The organism is Metabacillus niabensis (assembly GCF_020524345.1).
GTDB classification, from domain to species: Bacteria; Bacillota; Bacilli; order Bacillales; family Bacillaceae; genus Metabacillus; species Metabacillus niabensis_B.
In genome coordinates, this window is sequence record NZ_JAIVLH010000004.1 from 18,060 (window position 1) to 41,249 (window position 23,190).

The following is a 23,190-nucleotide window of genomic DNA, read 5'->3' on the forward strand; positions in this document are numbered from 1 at the left end:
CTTCTTATTTGCCCGAGGCTGATCAAGGCGTTTGCTCTTTTGTTCGTTAACAAAGGAAAACTTATCTGAATAGTAGGAGGACTAATAAATCAATAAAAACAAGTGTATTTGTATTTGAATAGTTAAGCCGTTAAGACACATACTTCATATAGGAAAGAAAATGTCAAAGGATAGAGAAGGTGGACTCATGAGATATATTTTATTAACACATAATGATTTGGATGGCGTCAGTTGTGGGATTCTTGCGAAACTGGCTTTTGGTGAATTTGTAGATGTCCATTACCATTCAGTAAATAGCCTAGATTATCATATAGAGCAATTAATGAAAGATCAAAGGGACAAAAATCATTCATGTAAACTATATATAACGGATTTGTCGGTTAATAAGGACAATGAGATGAGATTAAAAAAATATGCTCAAAGAGGAGGACTTGTTCAATTAATAGATCATCATAAGACAGCCTTGCATTTTAACGAATATGAGTGGGGAGATGTCAAGGTAGAAGAATCAAAAGGTAAGTTTGCATGTGCAACTTCATTATTTTATTCACACCTTCAAAAACAGAATCTCCTTAAAGAACGTTCTTCTCTCAGTGAATATGTTGAACTGGTCAGACAGTATGATACCTGGGAATGGGAGAGAAATAAAAATATTCATGCAAAGCATTTAAATGACCTTTTATTTTTACAATCTATTGAAGAGTTTGAACAAAGTATGGTTGAGCGTCTTTCTATAGAAGAGTCTTTTTCCTTTAATGAGTTTGAAGAAAAAATGTTAAATATTGAAGATAAGAAAACAGAGCGATACATAAAAAGAAAGAAAAGGGAATTGGTACAAACTTTTATTGGTGACAAATGTATAGGAGTCGTTCACGCAGAATCATACCACTCAGAATTAGGAAATGAGCTTGGAAAGGAACATCCGCATCTTGATTGTATTGCCATTGTTAACATGGGAAATAAAAAATTGGGATTTCGAACCATTCATGATCATATTGACGTATCTGAAATTGCCGCACAATACGGTGGGGGAGGACATGCAAAAGCATCAGGTTGTTCATTAACGCCAGAAGCATATAAAGAGTTTATTGATAAACCATTCTCTTTAAAGCCCTTAAGAATGGATCATTATCATAATCAAATGAATTTGAAACAGCGATGTGCTCATTATGAAAATCTTGAGAAGAAACATTTTTTATTATATAAAAATAAAGAAAATAAATGGAAGGTAGAAAAAGATCATCATTTACTACCAGATGACTTTTTAACTTTTGAAGAGGCTGAAAGATTTATAAAAAGAACTTACTCTGCATATCTTTCAAAAGACGACATGCTGATTCAGTATTTAATCGACTCCAGTGATTCAAAACAAAAAAAACAGACAAAAAGCAAAGCGTGATTTCCGCTTTGCTTCTAAATTAAACGAGTTGTTACAATATGCATGATACTATATAAGTTTTTTCTGAACAATGAACCAGGATAATAAACATATTTAAATGTAAAAAAGCGAATGTACCTATTAATTAATCAACGACAAGATAAGCAATCATTGGAGGAACCTCATTATGACCAACGTGTGTGTGTGTGTCGCAAATTAGACGATAAGTTCCTTCTTTCGTAAAGTTAAGAGGAATCACCGTTTCTTCACCCTTTTTAACTGTGCCTTTTATATCTGTTCCTTCAATATAAAAAGGATGCTCCTCTCCATTTACACCAAAAATCTTTAAGGTAACATCTTTACCTTTTGGAATCATAACGGTACCCGGATCCCAACGATAAGCCTCCAGTTTTTTACCTTCAGCTGTTGTTGTAGAAAATTCACCAGTGACCATATTAATTGTAATTTCTTCGTTAGATGCTTGGGTACTTTGGGACGTTGGAACTGTTTTGCTTGTTAAAAAATATAAACTTCCCATTAAGATTGCGGCTACAACAAAAAATATCCATTTCTTCCGTATAAAAACAAACCTCATATTTACCCTCCTAATAGCATGTCTACCTTATTTATATGAGAGGGTAGGATGAAACTTGTCTAATTTTTCATAATTAAAAAAGGATGTGCCTCATCGGCCATCCTCGCAATTTATCTTATACAAGTTGGTATTGCTCGGGATTCTTTATAATTAAAAGGGCTTTCCCTTGATCAAGTTTTTCCTCATACATTTCGGCTTCAGCTGTTGAAAAACCTAATTCATGAAGTTTGTTTCGTATTTCATCACCTTTTTTAACGAATAGATTTTCTAATGTTTTTGTCAAGCCGGTTTCTTCTACACCAATTAAATTCGTATCTGCTTTATCTGAGATTCTTTCAGTCCGATCATCGTCATGTGTTAAAACATAGAGATCAGTAGCTTGTACACCTTTACTTTTTAACATATTCACAGCTTGCTCTAAATTTTCTTCATTTTGAAATTCTTCTATATAAGGTTTCATAAGTTTATTTCCTCCTTGAATTTTTAATTTTATAGTATTCAATATCACAAATTGGAGTTCATTAAACACGTATAGTGTGAAATAGTCTTTTTCTCCTATTAAAAAAATTATCATTATTAGAAGAATTCTCTTCCTATTTTTTTTATTTTGTGGTATATTAATTGAGCGATGAGCTGAATTGTGTAAGTCGAATAACATGCCGGAAGGCTAAATGCACGATGTGGAGTGCAGTTTTTCGCCTCAATACGCAAGACGTCTATTTATAGACGTCTTTTTATTTTTTAAATTTTTGGCAACTTGTAACTTTCAAATGATGATATTAGGCTAATAATATCAAGTGATATAAAAAGAAAGTGAGGCAGTTTTTTTGAAAAATTCTATTTTGTTTATTGGGGCAGGCAGAATGGCAGAAGCAATCATTGCAGGTTTAACGACAAGCAGCCGAGAAAAGATAAATTCAATTTATGTTTCGAATCATAAGAGTGTTGAAAGGCTGAAAGAATTGGCAATAAGATATCAAATCCAACCAATTGAGACATTCAATGATATCATTGATAAAGTGGACCTGATCGTACTAGCGATTCCGCCTTCAGAACATGAAGCAGTTCTTAAAAAATTAAGCCCTTACATTACTTCGCAATTTATTGTAACGGTAGCAGCGGGAATAAGTCCCTCATTTATGGAGAAATTTCTTCCTGAGAGAACGGCTGTTGGTTGGATTATGCCCAATACTGCTGCTATGGTTGGACACTCTATTTCTTTATATACATATGGAACATTTGCAAGTGAAAAGAATCATGTTCAAATGGAGTTATTGGTCGACTCAATTGGAACATCACAATATTGCTCAGAAGAAGAGATTCACAATTTAACAGCAATTACGGGTAGTGCACCAGCTTTTTTTTACTTATTAGTTGAAGCTTTAATTGACCAAACAAAAAGTTACAATGTTTCAAAAGATACAGCGGAAAAATTGGTGAAAGAAATGGTAAATGGCTCTGTAGAGATGTTAAAAGGAGAATACTCTCCAAAGGAATTGAGGGAGCAGGTAACAACACCTGGTGGAGCAACAGCAGAAGGAATAAACGTATTAAGAAACGGTAACTTTGTTGACTTACTTCAACAAGCTGTTATTGCAACTAATAAGAAGGCAAAAGGTGAGAACTAAAAAGAAAAATCCCATGTAATGAACATGGGATTCTGCTTTAAAATATTGTTGATAATGAAATTATTCCTTTTTCTGGCTTACTGCTGAAAAGTTTTCCAATACAGGCAATGTACGCTCGTCTTCAACCATTGCGTGTCCACATAAAGGACAGTCTGGGTTTTCGTTCGATTTAAAATTATCACGCATCCACCCGTTACAATCATCTGAACCACAAGTCCATATTTTTAAGTTAACCTCTGGTGGCTTTTCGACTTGTTGTTGAAATCTCATATCAACACATCCTTTAGTAAGGAGATTTAGTACTACATACATTATACACATTTTCTCTAACAATATGTATAACTGTTAACTAATTCCTTTTATTTCGCTGGTGATTTTTAAAAAAATAAAATAAGATATGTCTGACGAGCTCTACAAAAAATGATAAAGAAGTCAGACAGATAAGGCATTAATCCATTTCTTTCAGTTCTGCAACACTTACTTGAGTTCTCTCTTCAAGTGGTCCTCTAAGATGACAAGTTACCATCTCCTGATCTTCATGCAATTCGTCAATCCAGACAGAAGTGCCGTTATACATGACTTTTATATCTGCAGAAGATGATAAAATCTGCTTTACACGATTAATATCCAATTCAATTACCTCCTAAAAATAATCGTTTTATTTTTAACTGTATGATTCATTTTTATACACATAGAGGTAAATATAATCATTCCTTCCATAAATTAGTGAATTTGTGTATTTACATCTCAGTATTTTTTAAAAAAGGGCTGAACTTTTTTACTGTAAAGGATCGCCAAATCCATTCGATCGGACCTTGGTGGAAATAAGACAGCCAATATTTACTAACAATTAGTTGGAATAGAAAAAAAAGGATAGTTATTATAAACCCTTCACTCAAACTTATATTGTTATAAAGATCAAAAATACGAAAAAAGCTGATTAGAAATATAGATTGAAAAAGGTAATTAGATAAAGACATCCTTCCAACATAACGGAGAGGATATAGAAATTTCTTAACAAATCGGTGATCAAAAAAGATGTAAATACTTGTTAAATACAATATAGTCAACCCTATTCCACTTAAACTTGACAACAAATAAAAAGTGTCATGCAAAAAAATATGTGCCAATAAACTCAAGCTAAGAAAAGCAGGAGCAACAATTAAACTGATTTTCCACCATAATTTAACCCTAATTAAATTTGATGGGGTTCTTTCGTATATGCCTTCTTTCCCTATGTATAACCCTAGTAAAAACCATGCAAGCACTGGAACAAAAATGAACGGAAATTGCAACAAAACAGGAATGACTTCAATATTTATCCTATATAAAACCCATTCAAAATAAGAACCTTGCTTATAAAATGAAAGATAGGTTGAAAGCATGTTGGAATACTCATTTTTTTCAATGAATGTAAAGGGTGATAATAAAGAATTCCAGCTAATAAATACATGATAGACCGCTAATAATGCGAATCCCCAATATAAAATCGATTTACTGGAAACTTGATAAAATAACAATAACAAGATGCTGGTTAAAGCGTAAACGTGAAGAATATCTCCATACCAAACAAAAATAAGGTGTATCAATCCAATTAAAAATAGGATCATCATTCTTCTGGTATATAAAATTACGTGAAATCCCTTCCGTAAAAAAAGGTAAAAGCTTAAACCGAATAACAATGAAAAAATAGGATAAAACTTCATTTGGATAAATGTTTGATAAAAAATATGGATAATTTTATCAAACCCTTTTACATTTGGGTTGATCCTGTATATTGATTGAATAAATTCTGGAGAATAATAGCTTTTCATATTTATAAAAAGAATGCCCAAAAGAGCAAATCCCCGGATCACATCAATCAACACGATTCGATCTTTTGTTTTCATATTTTTCCCTTTCTTTCCTAATTTGGCATAAAAAATAAACTTCCACAGATGATAATAATAATTCCCTTTGTATAGGAGGCCTCCAAAATATATGGATTTGAACTTGATATGGAAAAGTGTTGTGATTGTCATAGGTGGTACGATCCTGTTAAGAGTTGCAGGTCGAAAGTCTATTTCTCAAATGACTCTTTCACAAGTTGTCATTATGATAGGAATTGGATCTTTGCTTGTGCAGCCATTAGTCGGAAAAAATGTTTGGTCTACATTAATTGTAGGATTTACTTTGGTTGTTACCTTAGTTATTGGTGAATATAGTCAGATAAAATCTGATAAGCTTGAAAAATTTATTTCGGGAAAATCTAAAGTGTTAATAGATAATGGTAAATTGCAAACTGATCAATTAAAAAAGTTGCGTTTATCTGTTGATTTGTTGGAAATGAAATTAAGACAATCAAGTGTTACTAATATGAATGATGTAAAATATGCAACTTTGGAACCAAATGGGCAAGTTGGATTTGAATTAAAGGAACAAAAAAAACCTGCAACAAAAGAAGACATTACCTTCATCTTGGGAGAAATCCAACAACTAAAACAAATGATGGGAATCTATCCGCTTAGAACTACAACAAATACAGAACAAGAACATCCATCTAAATCGGCAACGACATTATTTACTGAGGTTGTGAAAAATAAAAATAATCCTCAACCACCTCGCGAATTACAGTAATATCCATTGTACTGGCTATATTTTAACACGAAAAAACTACCAATCTGAAGAATTGGTAGTTTTTTGTTGTGATATCCAAATAATGTAAATATTGTAAAAGTTCAAATGACCAAAAAATAGGTACTAATAGACTACTTAATCAATAAAATCCAAAAACACCATTTGTATACGCTTCCATATTGGTCGCTATCATCAAATATCTTCATTTCCATTTTCGTCTATCACTTTACGATGACCGCCACATAAGTTGTATATGTACTCAGAAAAGAGTCAACTAGCAAATAGGATACGAACCAAAGGAGGTGGTAGGTTTTGTCGTATAGTAAAGGAGATTGGAAAAAAGAGTTTCAAGACGCAATCCAACTTCATCAACAAGCCATAGATGGTGATAAGCAAGCAGCGAAGAAAGCCTATGAAATATTAAAAAAAGTGAAATTAAAAACTGTTAATCATGCCCTTATTGATGCTTATTATGGTAGTTCATCCGCTCTAATTGCAAGAGACCATCCAGATTTAATAGAAAAAATGAATCTTGCAAAGAGAGGATTAAAAGCTCTTGATCAAGCAGTCAAAGCAGAGCCGAATAATTGTGAAATTAGGTTGTTAAGAGGTAATGTGGCATTTCGCCTTCCGGAAATGTATTTTAAAAGAACGAAAACAGCAATTGAGGATTTTCAATTCCTTATTAAGGAATATGAAGATAAAAGGAACAACATTTCAAAGGAGCAATACAGTGAGTTTCTATTAAATTTAGGTAGTGCCTATAAAACCTTAGGGGACAATCAAAATGCTGAAAATATATGGGGGAAACTCCTTAAGATGAACAATAGTAAATATAAAAAAATAATTGAAAAAGCAAGGAAGAGCGGAGGTGAATAGGATTGCTTTATAATAAAAAAAATGCGGAACTACTAAGAAAACTAGCAAGGGGAAACGGTTTTTTGCCAAATTCTAATAAACAGTTTTTGAACAATTTACCTATCCCACATAGTATTTTGGAAATGTCTAATAAAACAACAGAAAGTATAATTAATCACTTGTTGGAAGCTAGAAAAACAGAAAAAAATCTTCCCTCAAAACAAAGTAAGGAGAAAAAAAATAAAGTAGAACAAAAACAAAATTTAAAAAACACTTATGATGATAGGGGGAAAAAGTCAACATATGTACCGAATCTTCCTAAGAATGAGAATATAAAAGGAAAAACAACCCCTCAAAACTATAATGAATTTTCAAAGAGAGAAAAAAAACCTGTAATAAAAAAAGCTGAAAGCAAACCAATAACCATTAAAAACGTTGCAGAAGTAGAATCAAATCTATCAAGAAATCTCTCACCATTTGAAGAAGCAATAAAAAACCATGATGATGGAATAAAAGGAAATAAACTCTCTGTAAAAAAGGCATATACTGCCTTAAAAGATTTACACGAGAAACACCCAAACGACCTTAAAATAAAATCCTACTTCGGAAGTGCAACAACGTTACTAGCAAGAGATGCAAGCAGTGTTACGGATAAAATGAAATTTGCATTAGAGGGTTTAAAGCAATTAGATCAAGTAGTGGAAAAGAATCTTGACTTTATTACTGCAAGAATTTTAAGAGGAAACGTATCCTATCGTTTACCGGAATTATATTTTCAACGTACAGCGACAGCAATTGAGGATTTTCGGTATCTTATAAACGCTTATGATTCTAACAACTCAATTTTATCAGAGAGAGAGTATGTTGAGATTTTGAAAAACTTAGTTGGAGCTTTTACACGGCTTAATCAACATGAAAATGCTCAAAACTATCAAGAAAAATTAAAAGCATTCAAACAAACTGATAACACTAAAACCAATACCGAAACTAAATCTCAAATGATGGGTAGTGTAAATGAGACAACTGGAGAAGGATTAACAGAGGAAGCAAAAAACATTTATCTAAATGCTCTTAATGGTGGGCAAAAAGAAGTGAAAGAGGCACTATCATTTTTTGAAGTATTTGTGTTAACGAATACCGCGCCAGAAGTAGAAATGATCTATATTGATCTTCAATCAATGATAGGGAGGGATTCTATTAACACCTATGAAATGTTTGGCTCTGCTATAAAGTCTATGAAAGCTATGGATTCTCTCATAAATGAACACCCGACTTTAAGTGAACTTCGATTAATTCGAGCAAGACATAGTTTACGTTTACCGGAGATATTTTTTAGAAGAGCTGCTATTGCAGTTAGCGATATAGAAATGCTATTAAAAGATACAACCTTTATTGATGGAGCCGAGCTGGCAGTTCACCACCAGTTGCTATTTGATTTAGGATACGCTTATGAAAAGCTGGAGATGTTGGAAAATGCTCAGGAAATCTGGAATAAATTATTGAAAATGCAACCAAGTGAGGAACTGAAAAATAGAATACAAGAAAAAATAGATGTTCATTCATATAAAGAAATTGACATCCGTATCTTCTCGGTTTACTCCCAAGAGAAAATGTACAGCAAAGCAAAAGAAATTCATTTGGTGGGAGCGAAAGGGAGTCGAATAGCTGCAAAGCAAAGTTTGGAAGTGTGGGAACTAGCGAGAAAGAGATTTCCAACTTGTGAGATTGCGAACACCTATTATGCTGCCTCCGTAGCTTTAATGGGTAAATATGCTAGTGATCCCCAGGAAATGTTTGGAGAAACGATAAAGGCATTAAAGATGTTAAAAACATCTATTAAATCCAATAATCCTGAATTGAAGTATTTGCGTGGATGCATCTATAACAATTTACCTGAAGGTTTCTTCCATTCAAGTGACAAAGCAGTAAGGGACTTTAAAGCTGTTAAATTAGCATATGAACAAAACAGTGAGAACCCCCCGATCACACAAGAACAATATGTAAAACTGCTTTATGATTTAGGTCATCTCTACAAAAAAACTAGTTTTGTAGATAAAGCGTTGAAAACATGGAAAACTCTTATAAATGAAGCACCACAATCACATTATGCTCAGCAAGTAGCAAGCCAGGTAGGTGAAGAAATATGAGTTCTTTATTTGAAAAAAAGTTAAAGAAGATACGAATGCCTTTAACGATCAAACGCTTCTTTAATGGATCGGTTCATCCAGATAAGATGTCTCAACAGCAGATTGAGACCTATCATGTTGAATCATTAAAACAAATTGTCAAAAAAGCATATGAAAAAAATGAGTTTTACCGTCAGAAACTAGATGAAGCAAACGTGAAACCAGGTAATATTAAAAAACTAAGTGATTTAAGTAAGCTACCATTTTTAACAAAAGATGAATTAAGAGGAAAGCCTTATATTTTATTAACTTGTGATAAAAAAGATATCGCCCTTGTGCAAGTATCAACAGGCACAACAGGTGGAGAAGAAATCTATATGATGTACACCTGGAATGATTACTATTTACACGATCTTGCTCCCAGATATCCGGAATTATTTGAGGTCAACCCCGGAGATGTTTGTTTAAATGCACTGCCATATGAAATGAGTGCAGCAGGATTAGCTTTTCATAAAACGTTCATGGAAGGCTGTGAAGCAACGGTTATCCCTGCTGGTAAAGGTGGAGCTTATTCTACACCGAAGAAGACGCTAAAAATGATAAAAGATCTTAAGCCAAATGTTGTTATAACAACTCCATCATGGGCTATGTTACTTGCTGAAGAAGCAGCTGAGCAGGACTTTGATTTGCAAAGTTTGCAATTAAAAAAACTTTGGATTACAGGTGAAGGATGTTCTCCTGCATTTCGTCAAAGATTAGAAAACCTTTGGGGAGCTACCGCTAACTTCTTTTATGGAAGTCTTGAATGCGGAGTTCTTGGGATTGAATGTGATCACCACGATGGATATCACCTTGCCCAGGCACATGCTATTGTCGAGATTGTTGATCCCAAAACAGGTGAACCACTCGACGAAGGAGAAATTGGCGAGATTGTTGTAACTAGTGCTCTTCGTTATGATACGCCAATTCTTCGTTTCCGTACAGGCGATCTTGGCTATATTGAGTCGGAAAGCTGTCCATGTGGAGTTACAATGCCAAAGTTCTATCTTCGAGGAAGGGTAGTAGATCAGATTAAGTACAATGGAACCTCTCTGTCTCCATTTTATCTTGAAGAGTTTTTAATGCGCGAGCCTGAGATAGGAAATTGGTTTGAATTTGTATTAGCTCGCGATGGGGATAATGACGCCATTCATGTGCGCTGTGAACTTGCTGAAGGAGTTGAAGTGTCAGAACATTTAGCGGATTCTTTAGCTAGTAAACTTGAATTTGCTTCAGGCATTCCATTTGAATTGGAATTTGTTGATCAGCTTCCACGGCCACAAGGAAAAACAGTTCGTGTTGTTTATGAATAGGGGGTAAAAAGATGATTATCGATGCCCATACACATCTTTCAAATACCGAATATGGAAACACGGAAACATATTTGAAATTGATGAAAGAGGCAGGGATTGATGAGGCAGTAGCTGTACCAGGTGCAATGCTGGATGTCCGAAAAATGACAGAATATATTACAGGACGTTCAAAACCGGATAATCCGGTTCCCGACAATTTATATGTTGAAAAAGCATCCAAAGCAAATCAACAAATTCATGGATTTATTTGTCTTAATCCGCATGATAAAGATGTTCTTTCTCAATTGGAAAGAGGTAAAACACAGGGTTTTAAAGGCTTAAAGTTATCTCCATTATCACATCAGTTTTCCTTTGCATCTAAGGGAGTAACAGGTTTAGCAGAATTATGTGGAAATTATGGGTTTCCAGTTTATTCGCACGTCGTTTACAGTCCGGGAGCTTCGACAGCAAAATTTGTTCAATTAGCAAAACAATTTCCAAAAACCAATTTTATTATTGGACATATGGGGTTTGGTCCTGCTGATCAAGAAGCACTTAATGCTGCAGCAGTTATGCAGAACTTTTATTTAGAAACGTCAACAGGAAATTATCTTCACATTCAAGAATCAGTAAAAAAAATCGGTTCATCAAAGGTGATTTTCGGATCAGAATATCCACTATCACACCCTGGAATTGAGCTTGAGAAAGTACTAAAGCTCAATATCAATGACCGGGAGCGAGAAGAAATTTTAAGCCAAAATATTAAACATTTATTACAAATGAAATAGAGGTGTGTTTGTAGATGAACACACAGAAGAAGATCAATGCTATAAATGAAATCCTAACCTATGCCAAAACATCTCCATATTACTCAAAACGCATTCAAATCCCACTACTGCATTCCCTTAATGATCTAAAAACAATCCCGTTAACGACTAAAGCTGATCTTAGAGAACAATCACCTTTTGGTTTACTGCCTGATTCTAATATGTCGTTATCTCAATACCATGAATCATCCGGAACAACAGGAACACCTGTTTCGGTATGGTATTCGGAGAATGATCTGGACGAAATTGCTAGAGGTATTACAAGGTGTGGAGTCAATTTTAACCACCATGACCGAGTTCTCATCCGCTTTCCATATGCACTATCAACAATATCTCATTTTATGCATCGGTCTGTTCAAATGCAGGGTGGATGTGTGATTCCAGCAGATAGTCGTACAACTGTTACACCTATGCCAAAAGTGATTGATCTGATGAAAAGATTAAATATAACAGTCCTTGCGTGTATTTCATTACAGGCTATAATGCTGGCGGAAATGGCAGAAATGCATGGTCTTAATCCTAAAAGAGATTTTCCTTTTTTAAGAGCAATATGTACAGCAGGTGAACCATTAACACCTTATCGCAGGAAGTTAATTGAAGATATCTGGGGTGTTCCAGTGTTTGATAACTATGGTATGACAGAGGTCGGCACAGCGATGGTTGATTGTACTCAACAGCAATTGCACATGTTTGAAGATTATTTTCATGTTGAAATTTTAAAAGATGATTTTGAAACTGATGTAAAACCTGGTGAATGTGGAAATCTTGTCATTACAACTCTCCGTAAAAGAGCTACACCAATGATTCGGTATGCAACAGGAGATATCGTTAAGGAGATAAACAGCTCTTGTTCATGTGGTAAAGGTCGTTCATTTGTCATTAGAGGCAGAAAAGAAAATTTGATAACAATTGAGTCAGTTTCATTTGACCTGTACGAATTAGAGAAGATGATTGCTCCATTACCTGCAAGGCGATTTTGGTCTGCAGGAAAGATTACCAATACACTCTATCTATTTATTGAAAAGGAGTCTAGTGCTGATACGATTCATGTGAATGATATTGAAAAGTTGAAGAAAATGTATGGGGTCAACATTTCTATTATTCTTTTAGATAAAGGAACCTTGTACGACAGAACAGATGAAGTTTCCTTTGGGATGAAAGGGAAGCCCCGTTACTTTTTAACTGACCAAGAAACGGCAGATTTATTAAACAAAATTAAAACTAATTAGTTTGGAAGGAGTAAGGATAGATGCAACAAAAAGCTAGGCAAGTATGGTATGACGGAAGAGGAGTATCAGTAGAAAATATGGATGTGTGGGAATTAATCAACCATTCACCAATTGATAAAGTGTTGGTATCTCTACAACAACGTCAAGAAGGTTATTTTCCACAAAAAATGACGTTTATGACTGAAGTCGAAATCAGTGAACAATTAGAGGAAGTACCTGCTGGAGATGTTATTTTTTCTAATAAGGAAGAGGTATTAGCAGAAGCGAAAAAACAAGGGTTTCAGACATGTATCTTTTATTCTGTTGATAATAGAGAAATGTTAGAACGCTGCTCAAGAGAAGCAAGCGAGTATGATTTTGCAGCTGTTGACTTTGATTTACCGACAAATATTCCATTAGAGTTAATTATTGCCCGTTTAGAGGAAAGCAATACTGTCCTTTTAAGAGCAGTAAATACAGCAATTGATACAGAGATCGCTTATGGAACACTTGAAAAAGGTAGTGATGGCGTATTATTTGCTACATCAAATGTTAGTGAAGTGAAAAGATTAACTGAATTTATGTCAAAACAAAGTTTACCAAACCTTGAATTGCACCCATTGGTCGTAACCGAGGTGATGCATGCAGGGATGGGTGTCCGTGCTTGTATCGATACCACTGGAATTATGACCCAGGATGAAGGGATGATCATTGGATCAACTTCTGGTGGTGGAGTATTCGTTTGTTCTGAAACTCATTACCTTCCTTATATGAATTTAAGACCATTTCGTGTAAACGCTGGTGCTGTTCACTCATATGTATGGCAGCCTGAGGATGCAGCTGAATATTTAAGTGATTTAAAAGCTGGAGATAAGGTGTTGTGTGTGAATACAAAAGGTGAAACACGTGTGTTAACTGTTGGACGTATAAAAACAGAGGTTCGTCCAATGTTGCTCATCAAAGGAAAAGTAGGAGATCGTGAATTAAATGTAATCGTACAAGACGACTGGCATATTCGTATTATGAGTGCAGACGGCAAACCGCGTAATGCTTCTACAATACAACCGGGTGATGAATTATTATCATATATTTGTGAACCAGGCAGACACGTTGGTGTAAAAGTAAGTGAAACAATTATCGAAAGATAGAATATTGGAGGAATCAGAATGTCCGGAAAAGAAATTCGTCTAAAGAAGCTTTACCATCATTCCGACAAACTACTCATTGTCCCGATGGACCATGGAATTACGATCGGTCCTGTTACAGGGTTAACAGATATTAACAAAACAGTTGAAGCTGTATTCGATGGTGGTGCAGATGCTGTTGTCGTTCATAAAGGGCTTGTTCGATATTTAACAGATGCAATTGGTTCAAACAAAGGTGAACTTATCATTCATTTATCAGCATCAACAGCTTTAGCTCCAGAATCTCAATCAATGCGGAAAGAACTTGTTTCTTCAGTAGAGCATTCGATTCGATTGGGTGCAACTGCTATTTCAACACATGTAAACCTCGGATCACCTTTTGAATCCGAACAAATAAAGGATGTTGGTTTGATTGCCGAAGAATGTGATAAGTGGGGCTTGCCTTTATTAGCTATGATGTATGTTCGTGACGGTTCCAGAGTGCATGAATTTGACCCGGAGCGAATCCGTCATGCTGCACGTGTAGCTGAGGAGCTTGGAGCAGATATTGTGAAAGTCAATTATAGTGGCTCATCTGAGACATTCAAACAAGTCGTTTCCGGTGTGAAAATCCCTGTGTTAATCGCTGGTGGAGAAAGACTATCATCAAACGATGATTTAATCACGATGATTGACGATGCGGTAAATGCTGGTGCAAATGGAATCTCAATAGGTCGAAACATTTTTCAAGATGATGATCCAAAGAAATTATGTGAAAATATCCGATCTATTTTAAATCAATCATGAGGTGAACTATGGAGAAACAACAATTCACAAACGAAGCAATTGGTAACTTATCAAAGAAAATCGCAGAGTTAAAGAAACAAGGAGCATCAGGTGACCAAATCCAAAAGGCTGTGTTCGAGATGCTACGTGAACTTGGAATTAATATCCCTTTAGATAAACTACCGGAGAATTTTAGAGCCGGAAAAGATGAGAATGAATAACAAAGAATCGCTAAAAAAATGATTAAGCAGGAGAGATTGGACCATAGTCTGATCTCTCTTTTGTATGGTTTTAAGAAAATTAGCCAAACTAAAATGGGTAAAAATAAAAAATTGGAGGAAAACTTCATGTTAAAAAAGCTATTTTTAGCAACATTTGTCTTATTTATGGTAATGCCTTCTGTATCACATGGGCAAATTAAAACCTTTAAAGAACCGCCATTTGAATTTTACAAAGTATCAAAAGGTGATACTTTCTGGTACATAGCCCAACGATATGGGTTAGATTATCGGAAGTTAATGGAATTAAACCCTACCGTTGAACCAAGAAATATGCATGTAGGAGAGGTAATCCGTCTTAAACCATCAGCAAAAAGTGTGAGCAGCTTCCAAGAGCAAGTTGTTCAACTAGTAAATCAAGAGCGTGCAAAAGCAGGATTAAGACCTTTAACACATCGAGCGGATGTGAAAAATGTAGCTCAGAAAAAAGCAGAGGACATGATTAATTCAAATTACTTCTCACACACAAGTCCAAATTACGGATCACCTTTTAATATGTTAAAAACATTTGGAATTAGCTACTCCTATGCAGGAGAAAATATTGCAAAAGGTCAAAAAACTCCACAAGAAGTAATGAATGCCTGGATGAACTCATCAGGTCATCGTGCAAATATCTTAAAACCTGAATTTGATGCAATCGGAGTAGGGTTCTATCATGGTGCATGGGTGCAAATGTTTATTAAGGGTAGATAAGTATAAGTAGCAAAAACCTCTTCTATTATAAGAAGAGGTTTTGTCGATTTGTGAAGATTCATGTCTAATGGTAGATAAAAAAACAGAATCGAAGATAAATCCTTTAAAATCGTTGATGAAAATTAAGAATCGAAGATAAAAGGCAAAAATCGAAGATAAAACCCAAAAAATGAAAAAAGCAGCCATCTTATAAAGCTGACTGCCTAAAAATCAACATGATTTACTTAAAATTAAAAACATCTCGACCATCTGCTCCTACTGAGTCATCAGTATTTGTTCGGGAATTAATCTCATCATCATTTTTATAAATTCCATGTGAAGGCTGTTTAGAGCCGAGATATTGCGATTTATGTTTTGCTTCAGCTTTTATAAATTCATCAAAGCTTTCGTTAACCATTAACTCCACTCCTTTTTCAATTAATAGAGGCTTTATTAGGGTGTCCAATCAAAATATTTTTCATGACAAACCAATAAAAAGAGCACCACTATATGCGATGCTCTTAGCCAGTTATATTTAATTAAAATCTACCAGTTCCGCCGCTCATTTGTTGCTGAGCCATAGATACTAAGCGTTTTGTAATTTCGCCACCAACAGAACCATTTGCACGAGATGTTGTTTCGCCACCAAGATTTACACCGAATTCACTTGCGATTTCGTATTTCATTTGGTCGATCGCTTGAGAAGCACCAGGTACTACTAATTGATTAGAATTGTTGTTACTGTTGCTTGCCATAATAAATCCATCTCCTTTTAATAAATGTATTGTGTGGTGGGTTAGGGTGGATTTGCACCATCCATTAACCATCTAGGTTAACCCTTAAAAAATTCATTTGCTTTTGTTGATATTTAATATAACTCGGTTACAAATTATTTATTCAATGTTTATGAATGAAAGTTTTTCCATTAAAAACGGGTAATCCGTAGTTGTTCTAGGAACACTACAAGTAAAAAATATTTAGGAGGAAAAGTTCATGCCTACCGTAGAATTAGAAAACGGACAAAGCATAGCCTATGATGAAATTGGAGAGGGAGTACCGGTTGTTTTTATTCACCCTCCAGGTATGGGGAGACATGTTTTTTATTTTCAAAGAAAACTAAGTCAACGTATGAGATTGATCATACCTGATTTATCAGGACATGGTGATAGTTCACGTGTAGAACCAGTTGATCATTTGGTGAAGTACTATGCAGAAGAAATAATCTTACTCTTAGATAGATTAGGAATTGATTGTGCAATTGTTTGTGGATATTCTGCAGGAGGGATGATTGCGCAGTTTATGGGTATTCATTACAAGGAACGATTGAAAGGACTAATTTTATTTGGAGGATATCCAGTTGTCGTAGATCCGCTATTTCAATTAGAGCATAAAACGGGAATGTTTCTTGTTAAACATCATCGTGATTTTCTATGTAAATTGTTAGCCAGAAGTCATACAAAAAATAAGTATGTGAGAAATTTGCTTGTAGAGCATATGCGGAAAGCTCAAAAGGAAGCATGGTATAACTATTATCTCGATGTCTTAAATTGTAATCTTATGAATGAACTTAAGAATATCTCTGTCCCGGTTTTAATCATTGATGGATCAAAATCAGAATTAACTAATACCTATCATACTTATTATAAAAAAAGGATAAAACACCTCCGTGTTGTCATTATTAACAAAACAAATCATCAAGTTCCCACAAAAAGATGGAAGATAGCAAACAAAGAAATCGAATTATTTTGTGGGAAAATCACAAATAATGCAGGGAAAGCAGAATGAATGCTTAATTATATAGGCTAGTGCATCTTTGAATTCATTGGAGGAAAACGCTGTCAAATAATGTGGTATAATGGTTTAGATATCATCTGATATAAAGACAAGACTGATAAGAAAGAGGAGAGATATTGTGGAGGTTTTTAAAGAGGTTTTTGGAGAGTTAAAAGGGGAAAAAGTCTACTCTTTTACGTTAGAAAATCGTAATGGAATGAAAGTATCATGTATCACGCTCGGATGCATTATCACAGACGTTATCGTACCAGATAAGAATGGTAAATTTGAGAATGTAGTACTAGGGTTTGACAATGTAGAAAGATACATAAAAGATTCTCCTTATTTTGGAGCTGTTTGTGGACGTGTAGCAGGAAGAATAAGTAACGGACAATTTGAATTAGATGGCCAAATATATGAATTGCCAAAAAATGATGCTAATAATCATTTACATGGCGGGCCAGAAGCCTTTGATAAAAAGCTTTGGGATGCTCAGGAAATAAATGAGACCGACGCGGTAGGTGTGGAGTTCTCTTATGTTAGCAAGGATGGTGAGAACGGGTATCCTGGAAACTTATCCGTTAGAATTACATACATTTTAAATGAGCAAAATGAGCTTTCTATTACATATCATGCAACAACTGATAAAAAGACAATAGTTAATTTAACAAATCATAGCTATTTTAACTTAAGTGGAAATCTAAAAGATGATATTTTATCACATAAATTACAAGTAAAGAGTAATGAAATACTTGAGTTAAATGCCAATGTGGTACCAACTGGAAAATTTATAAATGTTACAAATACACCTTTTGACTTCAATACTGGGAAGAAGATTGAGGAAGCAATATCTTCAACTCATGAGCAAATTCAACTCGTAGGTCAAGGTGTGGACCATCCATTTCTTTTAGATGACCATCAAAATGAAGAAATCGTGTTAATCGACGAAAAGAGTGGAAGACAGCTAATCGTGGAAACAGATCAACAAAGTGTGGTCATCTACACAAGCAATATGCTCGAGGAGCCATTTGATATTAGAGGAACAAAAACTAGAAGGTACATGGGTGTTTGTTTGGAAACTCAAGGTCTTCCTGATTCAATAAATCACCCACAATTCTCACCATGTATTTTAGATACTGGGGAAGAGTACAAAACATCCACAACGTATAAATTTAATGTTTTAACATAAAAAATTAAGCCCCTCAAAAAACGAGGGGTCTTTTAGTTAATCCCCATACGGGTATGAAACACGAATACTGTCAATTGTACCTGGTTCATCCTGTATCGTGTTTAATGACTCCATATATTCCTCAAACTCTTTTTGTACATCTGCCGGGGCTCCTTCTTTTAAATGCCAATTTCCGGGCTCATCAACGAAAAATTTACTAGTCATAAAATCAGGTTTTTTAATAGTTATGAGAATCCCTCCATTTATCTTCATTAGGTTTAGCTTTTACCTAATTGGATGGATAAACTCAAATTTTCAAGCTGTAAAATTTTGAAGGAGATGAATGATTTCTAAACCGGTATGTCAAAAAAGGTTATTTACCTGCTAATTGTTGTTTCTTTTTCTTTTTTATCAGATGATTGGTTGTCATTATTTCTTGTTGAAACAGATCTATTAAAGAACTGGGCAAAATAACCTGTAATTTGCCGGTAGTTTTCTTCAATCTTTTCTACAACAAAACTAATCCTTTCAAAAATTGTAGATCTTAAGCTATCCAGTTCACGAGATGTTTTTAAATTGATGGCCTCCTGCTGATCGATTCGATCTAATATTGTTTTATGAAACGTTTCTTGAATTTCAATTGTCTTTAAAATTTGATCATTAATTTCTTTTTGACTAACTAATTGTTTATTTACATTAGAATGTTGTTCTTTGAATTGATCAATTTTGTTTGCGAGCTGATTCATAGCAGTATCCTGAAGCGTAAGTTGATCAATTATTGCTTGATTTATTAATCCTTCCTCTTCATATTTCTTTAATATATCCTTGTTAAATGAGTCAATCGCTGTAAATTTTCGGAAGAACAATTCGTTAGCTTCCTCTTGCTTATTTATGTTTTCGAGCAATGGAATTGTTCGATTTTCCTGATCAACAAGTTGTTTTGTTAATTGGTGAAAATGCTTTTGTTGTTCATGTTTTGTTTGATGAAGTAAAGAATCTAAAGAATTAGAAGCATTTTTTAGTTCTCCGTTCATTGTTTGTTGATTTTTAATAAACTCTTGTAAATAATTCTTCCTAAAGGTCGGTTGATTGGATGTTGCTTCCACCTTCGTTGGTTGTTTATATAGAAGTGGATTTTGTTGATTTTTTATATAGACCAATGAAACTCACTCCTTTCACACTTCTTTTAAAATGATGTTAATATCATATGTGTGAGCAGGGCTGTTTGATAAGTTTTTTTTTAACGAACAAAAAAATGTAAAGAGATTGCAAAAAGAAGGACATACTACAAAGGAAATTAAGTAGAAGGTGGTATGAAGAATGAGTATGGAGTGGTTTGATCGTGTTAGTAGTGAACTTCAAGATCATTTAGAATCGATATGTGAAAAGTACGATCAAGAAGGAAATATGTCCATAGATCGTGGTGCAAAGCACCCTCGGATTGAATTTTTTATTGAAACTGAGGATGATGATCGAGAATATTTTTGCACTTTGTTCTTCGACCCTTATAATGAGGAATTCTATTTTGAAACATTTGATTTTGAGTATGAGCAAACAACAAGGACAATTTTAGCCGATATTGAAGAAATTATTGAAGCAGTCCATGAAAGCTTTCATGAGTACATAAATGATGAGGTAGAAGAAGAATTTGATGATGATGTTATAGATGAGGATGAAACAGATATTTTTGAAGAAATTGATGTAGAGTGGGAAACGCCTGAAGTGACAGCATTTATTTATGAAGATGAGGTAGAAGTCACTTATCAGTTTGGCATTGTTCAAGAAACCGGTGATGGGGTGCTTCGACGCGTGAACCGCATCAAAACAGAAGAGGATGATCTTATCAAAGATGAAACGAATTTTATTTTCAGTAAAGAAGAGGCAAGCACAATTATTGCTATGATTGCGAGTCATATGGATTCTTTGTCTGAATTTGAACTGTAATGAATATGTTGAACAATATAAGATGTTTTAAATGAATCTATTCATTTTTAGCATCTTTTTTCGTTTTATCTGGTCCTATAGTGGATATTGTTGGGTTTCAATAAGATAATGTTAATAGAAACATTAGAGAATGTAGGAGTTTTTAAAGGACATATCGAACTAATAATAGGTATGTGATGAAGGGCGGGGTTATATGGATTCTTTTGAAGAAGCTAAAAACATGGAACAAGAAAGAATTGATTTTATATTTCATAAAATAAAAGCTGATTTAATCTCTTTAACAGAAAAAACGTCTACTGTTAAAACAGATATAGTGTCAATGCGCAAAAACTTTTGGGAAGATGTTACGGTAAATCTTGATGATGCAGTTGAAGCAAGCGAAACAGCAGCAAGCATCAAACAGCAAGCAGAATTTTTATCTGAACGGGAACATCGTCATAAACATCTTCACCGAGATCTAAAAAACCTGCAGAGATTAATGGACACCCCTTATTTTGCAAGAATTGATTTTCTCGAAAAGGGTGAGCAAGTGATTGAAAGCATTTATCTTGGAATTGCCTCTTATATAGATCGAAAAACCGATGAATTCCTTATCTATGATTGGCGAGCTCCGATTTCCAGCCTTTATTACGACTATTCTCTTGGTCAAGCAGAGTTTAAAGCACCAGGTGGCACCGTTAAAGGTGAGCTTACTTTGAAACGACAATTTATCATAAAAAACGCTGTTATTGAAGGGATGTTTGATACAGGTATTACGATAGGGGATGAATTGCTACAGGAGGTATTAGGGAATCAATCAAATACTCAAATGAAAAGTATTGTAGCAACAATTCAACAGGAGCAAAATCAAGTGATTCGTAATGAAAAGGGTAAGTTACTTATTGTTCAAGGTGCTGCAGGTAGTGGAAAAACATCTGCAGCTTTGCAACGAGTAGCGTATTTATTGTATAAATATCGTGAATCCCTAGAGGCAGAAGAAATCCTTTTATTTTCCCCAAACCTTATGTTTAACAGTTATATTCGAAATGTGTTGCCTGAACTTGGGGAAGAAAATATGCAACAAACAACATTTCAACAATATCTTGAGCATTTTTTGTCAAAGGACTTCGAGGTAGAAGATCCGTTTACACAAATGGAATACATGCTGACAGCTAATAGTGATGATAACTATCATGTAAGACGGCACTCAGCAAAGTTTAAATCATCCTTTCAATATATGACATTAATTAATCATTACCTTGAGCATTTAAGTGAAGAAGGGCTAGTTTTTCATGACATTATTTTTAGAGAAGAACTGTTAATATCCTCAGAGCAAATCAAATCACATTTTTATTCAATAAGTAAGACAATTTCCACACCAAATCGCATAAAACTTGTGACGGATTGGCTTCTAGATGAATTAAAGGCGATTGAAAAAAGAGAGCGGAAAAAGGCTTGGGTAGACGAAGAAATACAGTATTTAAGTAAAGAAGAATATCAATTTTACTATGAGAAGTTAAGTAAACAAAAGCGTTTTACACAAGACACCTTTGATGATTATAATAGGGAGCAAGAAATGCTTCGAAAATATGTTGTCAAACGTCATTTAAGTCCGGTAAGAAAACAAATCAGGTCTCAAGCGTTTCTAAATATGAAAAAAATATATGAGCAAATTTTCGTACTTGACCCAAAGATTTTACTTGGAGGAGAAACCTTAAGTCTTTCAATGGATATATGGGAGAGAGTAAGTTCATTTACTTTAAAAGAATTAAAACGTGATAGACTGCTTTATGAAGATGCAACACCCTTTTTATATTTAAAGGAGAAGATCATTGGATTTCAAGTGAATACGAGTGTAAAATATGTGTTTATTGACGAGGCACAGGACTATTCCACATTTCAATATGCTTTTATTAATCACTTATTCCCAAACGCACGACTAACAATTTTAGGGGATATGAATCAGGCAATTTATGCCCATAACTCTCATTCGGGTATAGATGCATTAAAAGAACTTTTTCCAGATGTACGGGCTGAAACCATTATCCTAACGAAAAGCTATCGCTCAACAAAACCAATTATTGAATTTACTCGTGAACTTTTAGAAAGTGCAAAATCCATTATTCCCTTTAACCGCGATGGAAAAAAGCCGATAGTGATCGAAAAAGATAATCAGGAAGATTTACTTAGAGGAATCATTGATAAAGTGAAATCTTTTCAACAATACAAGACAGTTGCGATTATATGCCAATCGGCTCAGGAAGCAGAGGTTGTTCATAAGAAATTACAATCACAGTTAGAGATACAATTAGTAGATAAACGTAGTAATGAATACAATGAAGGTAATGTAATCATTCCTGCTTATTTGGCAAAAGGTATCGAGTTTGATGTGGTTATTATTTATGATGGTTCAAATGAGATTTACGGGAGTGAACAAGTGAAAAATCTTTTTTATACTGCTTGTACAAGAGCTATGCATGAACTGGTTATATTCTCACGGGGCAACATTTCTTCATTAGTGGAAAATGTTCCAAATCATCTTTACACAAAGGAGTCGTAGTATTGAATGAAGAGAATATGGAAATTCTTGCAAATATCCGATATATGAAGGTAACAAGGGTTATTGAAAACAATGTTCAAAACCATAAGGAAGAGGAACATGTTATCACGTTAACAACAAATGGAATTGAAACCTCTTGTGATACATTTTCCCTTACAGAAGTATTAGATATTTCGTTCCGTGATTTTTCACAGCAACTTGGTCTTTTATATCTTCATACAACAAAGGGTATGTATTCCTATACTGTAAGAATAAATCCCCAAATGTTTATGAAAAAATTTAAAGAAGTAAAGGAATGGAAAAAAAACGGGACAAATTCTTTATGAAATTGTCCCGTTT

Annotated in this window: 26 protein-coding genes; 17 read left to right on the top strand and 9 right to left on the bottom strand. The window is 34.3% G+C overall.

What is annotated here, in order from left to right; all coding sequences use genetic code 11:
* The first annotated feature begins 187 nt into the window (after positions 1 to 187).
* A complete protein-coding gene (locus tag LC095_RS06320) occupies positions 188 to 1,399 on the top strand; it encodes a DHH family phosphoesterase (RefSeq protein WP_226527369.1) in 1,212 nt (403 codons plus the stop codon).
* A gap of 124 nt (positions 1,400 to 1,523) precedes the next feature.
* On the opposite strand, the gene LC095_RS06325 is transcribed toward LC095_RS06320, so the two are convergent.
* Both LC095_RS06325 and LC095_RS06330 read right to left on the bottom strand, forming a co-directional pair.
* A complete protein-coding gene (locus tag LC095_RS06325; protein ID WP_226527370.1) occupies positions 1,524 to 1,973 on the bottom strand; it encodes a cupredoxin domain-containing protein in 450 nt (149 codons plus the stop codon).
* A gap of 115 nt (positions 1,974 to 2,088) precedes the next feature.
* Positions 2,089 to 2,433, bottom strand: coding sequence for a general stress protein (locus tag LC095_RS06330; RefSeq protein WP_026560752.1), 345 nt, complete (start codon positions 2,431 to 2,433; stop codon positions 2,089 to 2,091).
* 367 nt (positions 2,434 to 2,800) lie between these two features.
* Between LC095_RS06330 and proC the strand changes: the two genes are divergently transcribed.
* The gene (gene proC, locus LC095_RS06335) at positions 2,801 to 3,601 is read left to right on the top strand and encodes a pyrroline-5-carboxylate reductase (RefSeq protein ID WP_226527371.1); all 801 of its coding nucleotides are present in this window, start codon (positions 2,801 to 2,803) and stop codon (positions 3,599 to 3,601) included.
* Between the two features lie 60 nt (positions 3,602 to 3,661).
* Here proC and LC095_RS06340 read toward each other — a convergent pair whose 3' ends face one another.
* The 3 genes from LC095_RS06340 to LC095_RS06350 all read right to left on the bottom strand — a co-directional run bounded on the left by LC095_RS06340 (position 3,662) and on the right by LC095_RS06350 (position 5,490).
* A complete protein-coding gene (locus LC095_RS06340; RefSeq protein WP_026560754.1) occupies positions 3,662 to 3,871 on the bottom strand; it encodes a cold-inducible protein YdjO-related protein in 210 nt (69 codons plus the stop codon).
* A gap of 178 nt (positions 3,872 to 4,049) precedes the next feature.
* A complete protein-coding gene (locus LC095_RS06345; RefSeq protein ID WP_026560755.1) occupies positions 4,050 to 4,232 on the bottom strand; it encodes an H-type small acid-soluble spore protein in 183 nt (60 codons plus the stop codon).
* A gap of 109 nt (positions 4,233 to 4,341) precedes the next feature.
* The gene (locus LC095_RS06350) at positions 4,342 to 5,490 is read right to left on the bottom strand and encodes a DUF418 domain-containing protein (protein ID WP_226527372.1); all 1,149 of its coding nucleotides are present in this window, start codon (positions 5,488 to 5,490) and stop codon (positions 4,342 to 4,344) included.
* Between the two features lie 91 nt (positions 5,491 to 5,581).
* Between LC095_RS06350 and LC095_RS06355 the strand changes: the two genes are divergently transcribed.
* The 10 genes from LC095_RS06355 (at position 5,582) to LC095_RS06400 (ending at position 15,448) form a co-directional block, all read left to right on the top strand.
* The gene (locus LC095_RS06355) at positions 5,582 to 6,217 is read left to right on the top strand and encodes a DUF421 domain-containing protein (RefSeq protein WP_226527373.1); all 636 of its coding nucleotides are present in this window, start codon (positions 5,582 to 5,584) and stop codon (positions 6,215 to 6,217) included.
* Between the two features lie 312 nt (positions 6,218 to 6,529).
* Complete coding sequence (locus tag LC095_RS06360) at positions 6,530 to 7,096, top strand: hypothetical protein (RefSeq protein ID WP_226527374.1); 567 nt, start codon at positions 6,530 to 6,532, stop codon at positions 7,094 to 7,096.
* A gap of 2 nt (positions 7,097 to 7,098) precedes the next feature.
* Positions 7,099 to 9,222, top strand: coding sequence for a tetratricopeptide repeat protein (locus tag LC095_RS06365; RefSeq protein WP_226527375.1), 2,124 nt, complete (start codon positions 7,099 to 7,101; stop codon positions 9,220 to 9,222).
* Entirely contained in the window at positions 9,219 to 10,553 is a 1,335-nt protein-coding gene (locus LC095_RS06370) for a phenylacetate--CoA ligase family protein (RefSeq protein ID WP_226527376.1), read from the top strand. The genes LC095_RS06365 and LC095_RS06370 overlap by 4 nt, the downstream gene beginning before the upstream one ends.
* A gap of 11 nt (positions 10,554 to 10,564) precedes the next feature.
* The gene (locus LC095_RS06375; protein ID WP_226527377.1) at positions 10,565 to 11,320 is read left to right on the top strand and encodes an amidohydrolase family protein; all 756 of its coding nucleotides are present in this window, start codon (positions 10,565 to 10,567) and stop codon (positions 11,318 to 11,320) included.
* 14 nt (positions 11,321 to 11,334) lie between these two features.
* Positions 11,335 to 12,588 (top strand): phenylacetate--CoA ligase family protein, encoded by a 1,254-nt coding sequence (locus LC095_RS06380; protein WP_226527378.1) that lies wholly within the window; start codon positions 11,335 to 11,337, stop codon positions 12,586 to 12,588.
* A 20-nt stretch (positions 12,589 to 12,608) separates the two neighbouring features.
* Complete coding sequence (locus LC095_RS06385; RefSeq protein WP_226527379.1) at positions 12,609 to 13,715, top strand: 3-dehydroquinate synthase II; 1,107 nt, start codon at positions 12,609 to 12,611, stop codon at positions 13,713 to 13,715.
* 18 nt (positions 13,716 to 13,733) lie between these two features.
* The gene (locus LC095_RS06390) at positions 13,734 to 14,498 is read left to right on the top strand and encodes a 2-amino-3,7-dideoxy-D-threo-hept-6-ulosonate synthase (RefSeq protein WP_226527380.1); all 765 of its coding nucleotides are present in this window, start codon (positions 13,734 to 13,736) and stop codon (positions 14,496 to 14,498) included.
* A gap of 8 nt (positions 14,499 to 14,506) precedes the next feature.
* The gene (locus tag LC095_RS06395) at positions 14,507 to 14,698 is read left to right on the top strand and encodes a hypothetical protein (RefSeq protein WP_226527381.1); all 192 of its coding nucleotides are present in this window, start codon (positions 14,507 to 14,509) and stop codon (positions 14,696 to 14,698) included.
* Positions 14,699 to 14,824: 126 nt separating this feature from the next.
* A complete protein-coding gene (locus LC095_RS06400) occupies positions 14,825 to 15,448 on the top strand; it encodes a CAP domain-containing protein (protein WP_226527382.1) in 624 nt (207 codons plus the stop codon).
* A gap of 220 nt (positions 15,449 to 15,668) precedes the next feature.
* Here LC095_RS06400 and LC095_RS06405 read toward each other — a convergent pair whose 3' ends face one another.
* Both LC095_RS06405 and LC095_RS06410 read right to left on the bottom strand, forming a co-directional pair.
* On the bottom strand, positions 15,669 to 15,845 hold the full coding sequence (locus LC095_RS06405) for a hypothetical protein (RefSeq protein WP_226527383.1): 177 nt from the start codon (positions 15,843 to 15,845) through the stop codon (positions 15,669 to 15,671).
* Between the two features lie 121 nt (positions 15,846 to 15,966).
* Complete coding sequence (locus tag LC095_RS06410; RefSeq protein WP_026560765.1) at positions 15,967 to 16,182, bottom strand: alpha/beta-type small acid-soluble spore protein; 216 nt, start codon at positions 16,180 to 16,182, stop codon at positions 15,967 to 15,969.
* Positions 16,183 to 16,420: 238 nt separating this feature from the next.
* On the opposite strand from LC095_RS06410, the gene LC095_RS06415 reads away from it, so the two are divergent.
* Together LC095_RS06415 and LC095_RS06420 are read left to right on the top strand one after the other, a co-directional pair.
* Positions 16,421 to 17,212: an alpha/beta fold hydrolase gene (locus LC095_RS06415; RefSeq protein ID WP_226527384.1), complete on the top strand. Its 792-nt coding sequence runs from the start codon at positions 16,421 to 16,423 to the stop codon at positions 17,210 to 17,212.
* 127 nt (positions 17,213 to 17,339) lie between these two features.
* The gene (locus tag LC095_RS06420) at positions 17,340 to 18,389 is read left to right on the top strand and encodes an aldose epimerase family protein (RefSeq protein WP_226527385.1); all 1,050 of its coding nucleotides are present in this window, start codon (positions 17,340 to 17,342) and stop codon (positions 18,387 to 18,389) included.
* Between the two features lie 36 nt (positions 18,390 to 18,425).
* On the opposite strand, the gene LC095_RS06425 is transcribed toward LC095_RS06420, so the two are convergent.
* Together LC095_RS06425 and LC095_RS06430 are read right to left on the bottom strand one after the other, a co-directional pair.
* On the bottom strand, positions 18,426 to 18,593 hold the full coding sequence (locus LC095_RS06425; protein WP_226527386.1) for a hypothetical protein: 168 nt from the start codon (positions 18,591 to 18,593) through the stop codon (positions 18,426 to 18,428).
* A gap of 152 nt (positions 18,594 to 18,745) precedes the next feature.
* Entirely contained in the window at positions 18,746 to 19,528 is a 783-nt protein-coding gene (locus tag LC095_RS06430; RefSeq protein WP_226527387.1) for a hypothetical protein, read from the bottom strand.
* A gap of 160 nt (positions 19,529 to 19,688) precedes the next feature.
* On the opposite strand from LC095_RS06430, the gene LC095_RS06435 reads away from it, so the two are divergent.
* The 3 genes from LC095_RS06435 to LC095_RS06445 all read left to right on the top strand — a co-directional run bounded on the left by LC095_RS06435 (position 19,689) and on the right by LC095_RS06445 (position 23,177).
* Positions 19,689 to 20,312: a hypothetical protein gene (locus LC095_RS06435; RefSeq protein WP_226527388.1), complete on the top strand. Its 624-nt coding sequence runs from the start codon at positions 19,689 to 19,691 to the stop codon at positions 20,310 to 20,312.
* A gap of 193 nt (positions 20,313 to 20,505) precedes the next feature.
* Positions 20,506 to 22,851, top strand: a complete 2,346-nt coding sequence (helD, locus tag LC095_RS06440; protein WP_226527389.1) for an RNA polymerase recycling motor HelD — start codon at positions 20,506 to 20,508, stop codon at positions 22,849 to 22,851.
* A gap of 2 nt (positions 22,852 to 22,853) precedes the next feature.
* On the top strand, positions 22,854 to 23,177 hold the full coding sequence (locus LC095_RS06445; RefSeq protein ID WP_226527390.1) for a hypothetical protein: 324 nt from the start codon (positions 22,854 to 22,856) through the stop codon (positions 23,175 to 23,177).
* Positions 23,178 to 23,190 lie beyond the last annotated feature (13 nt).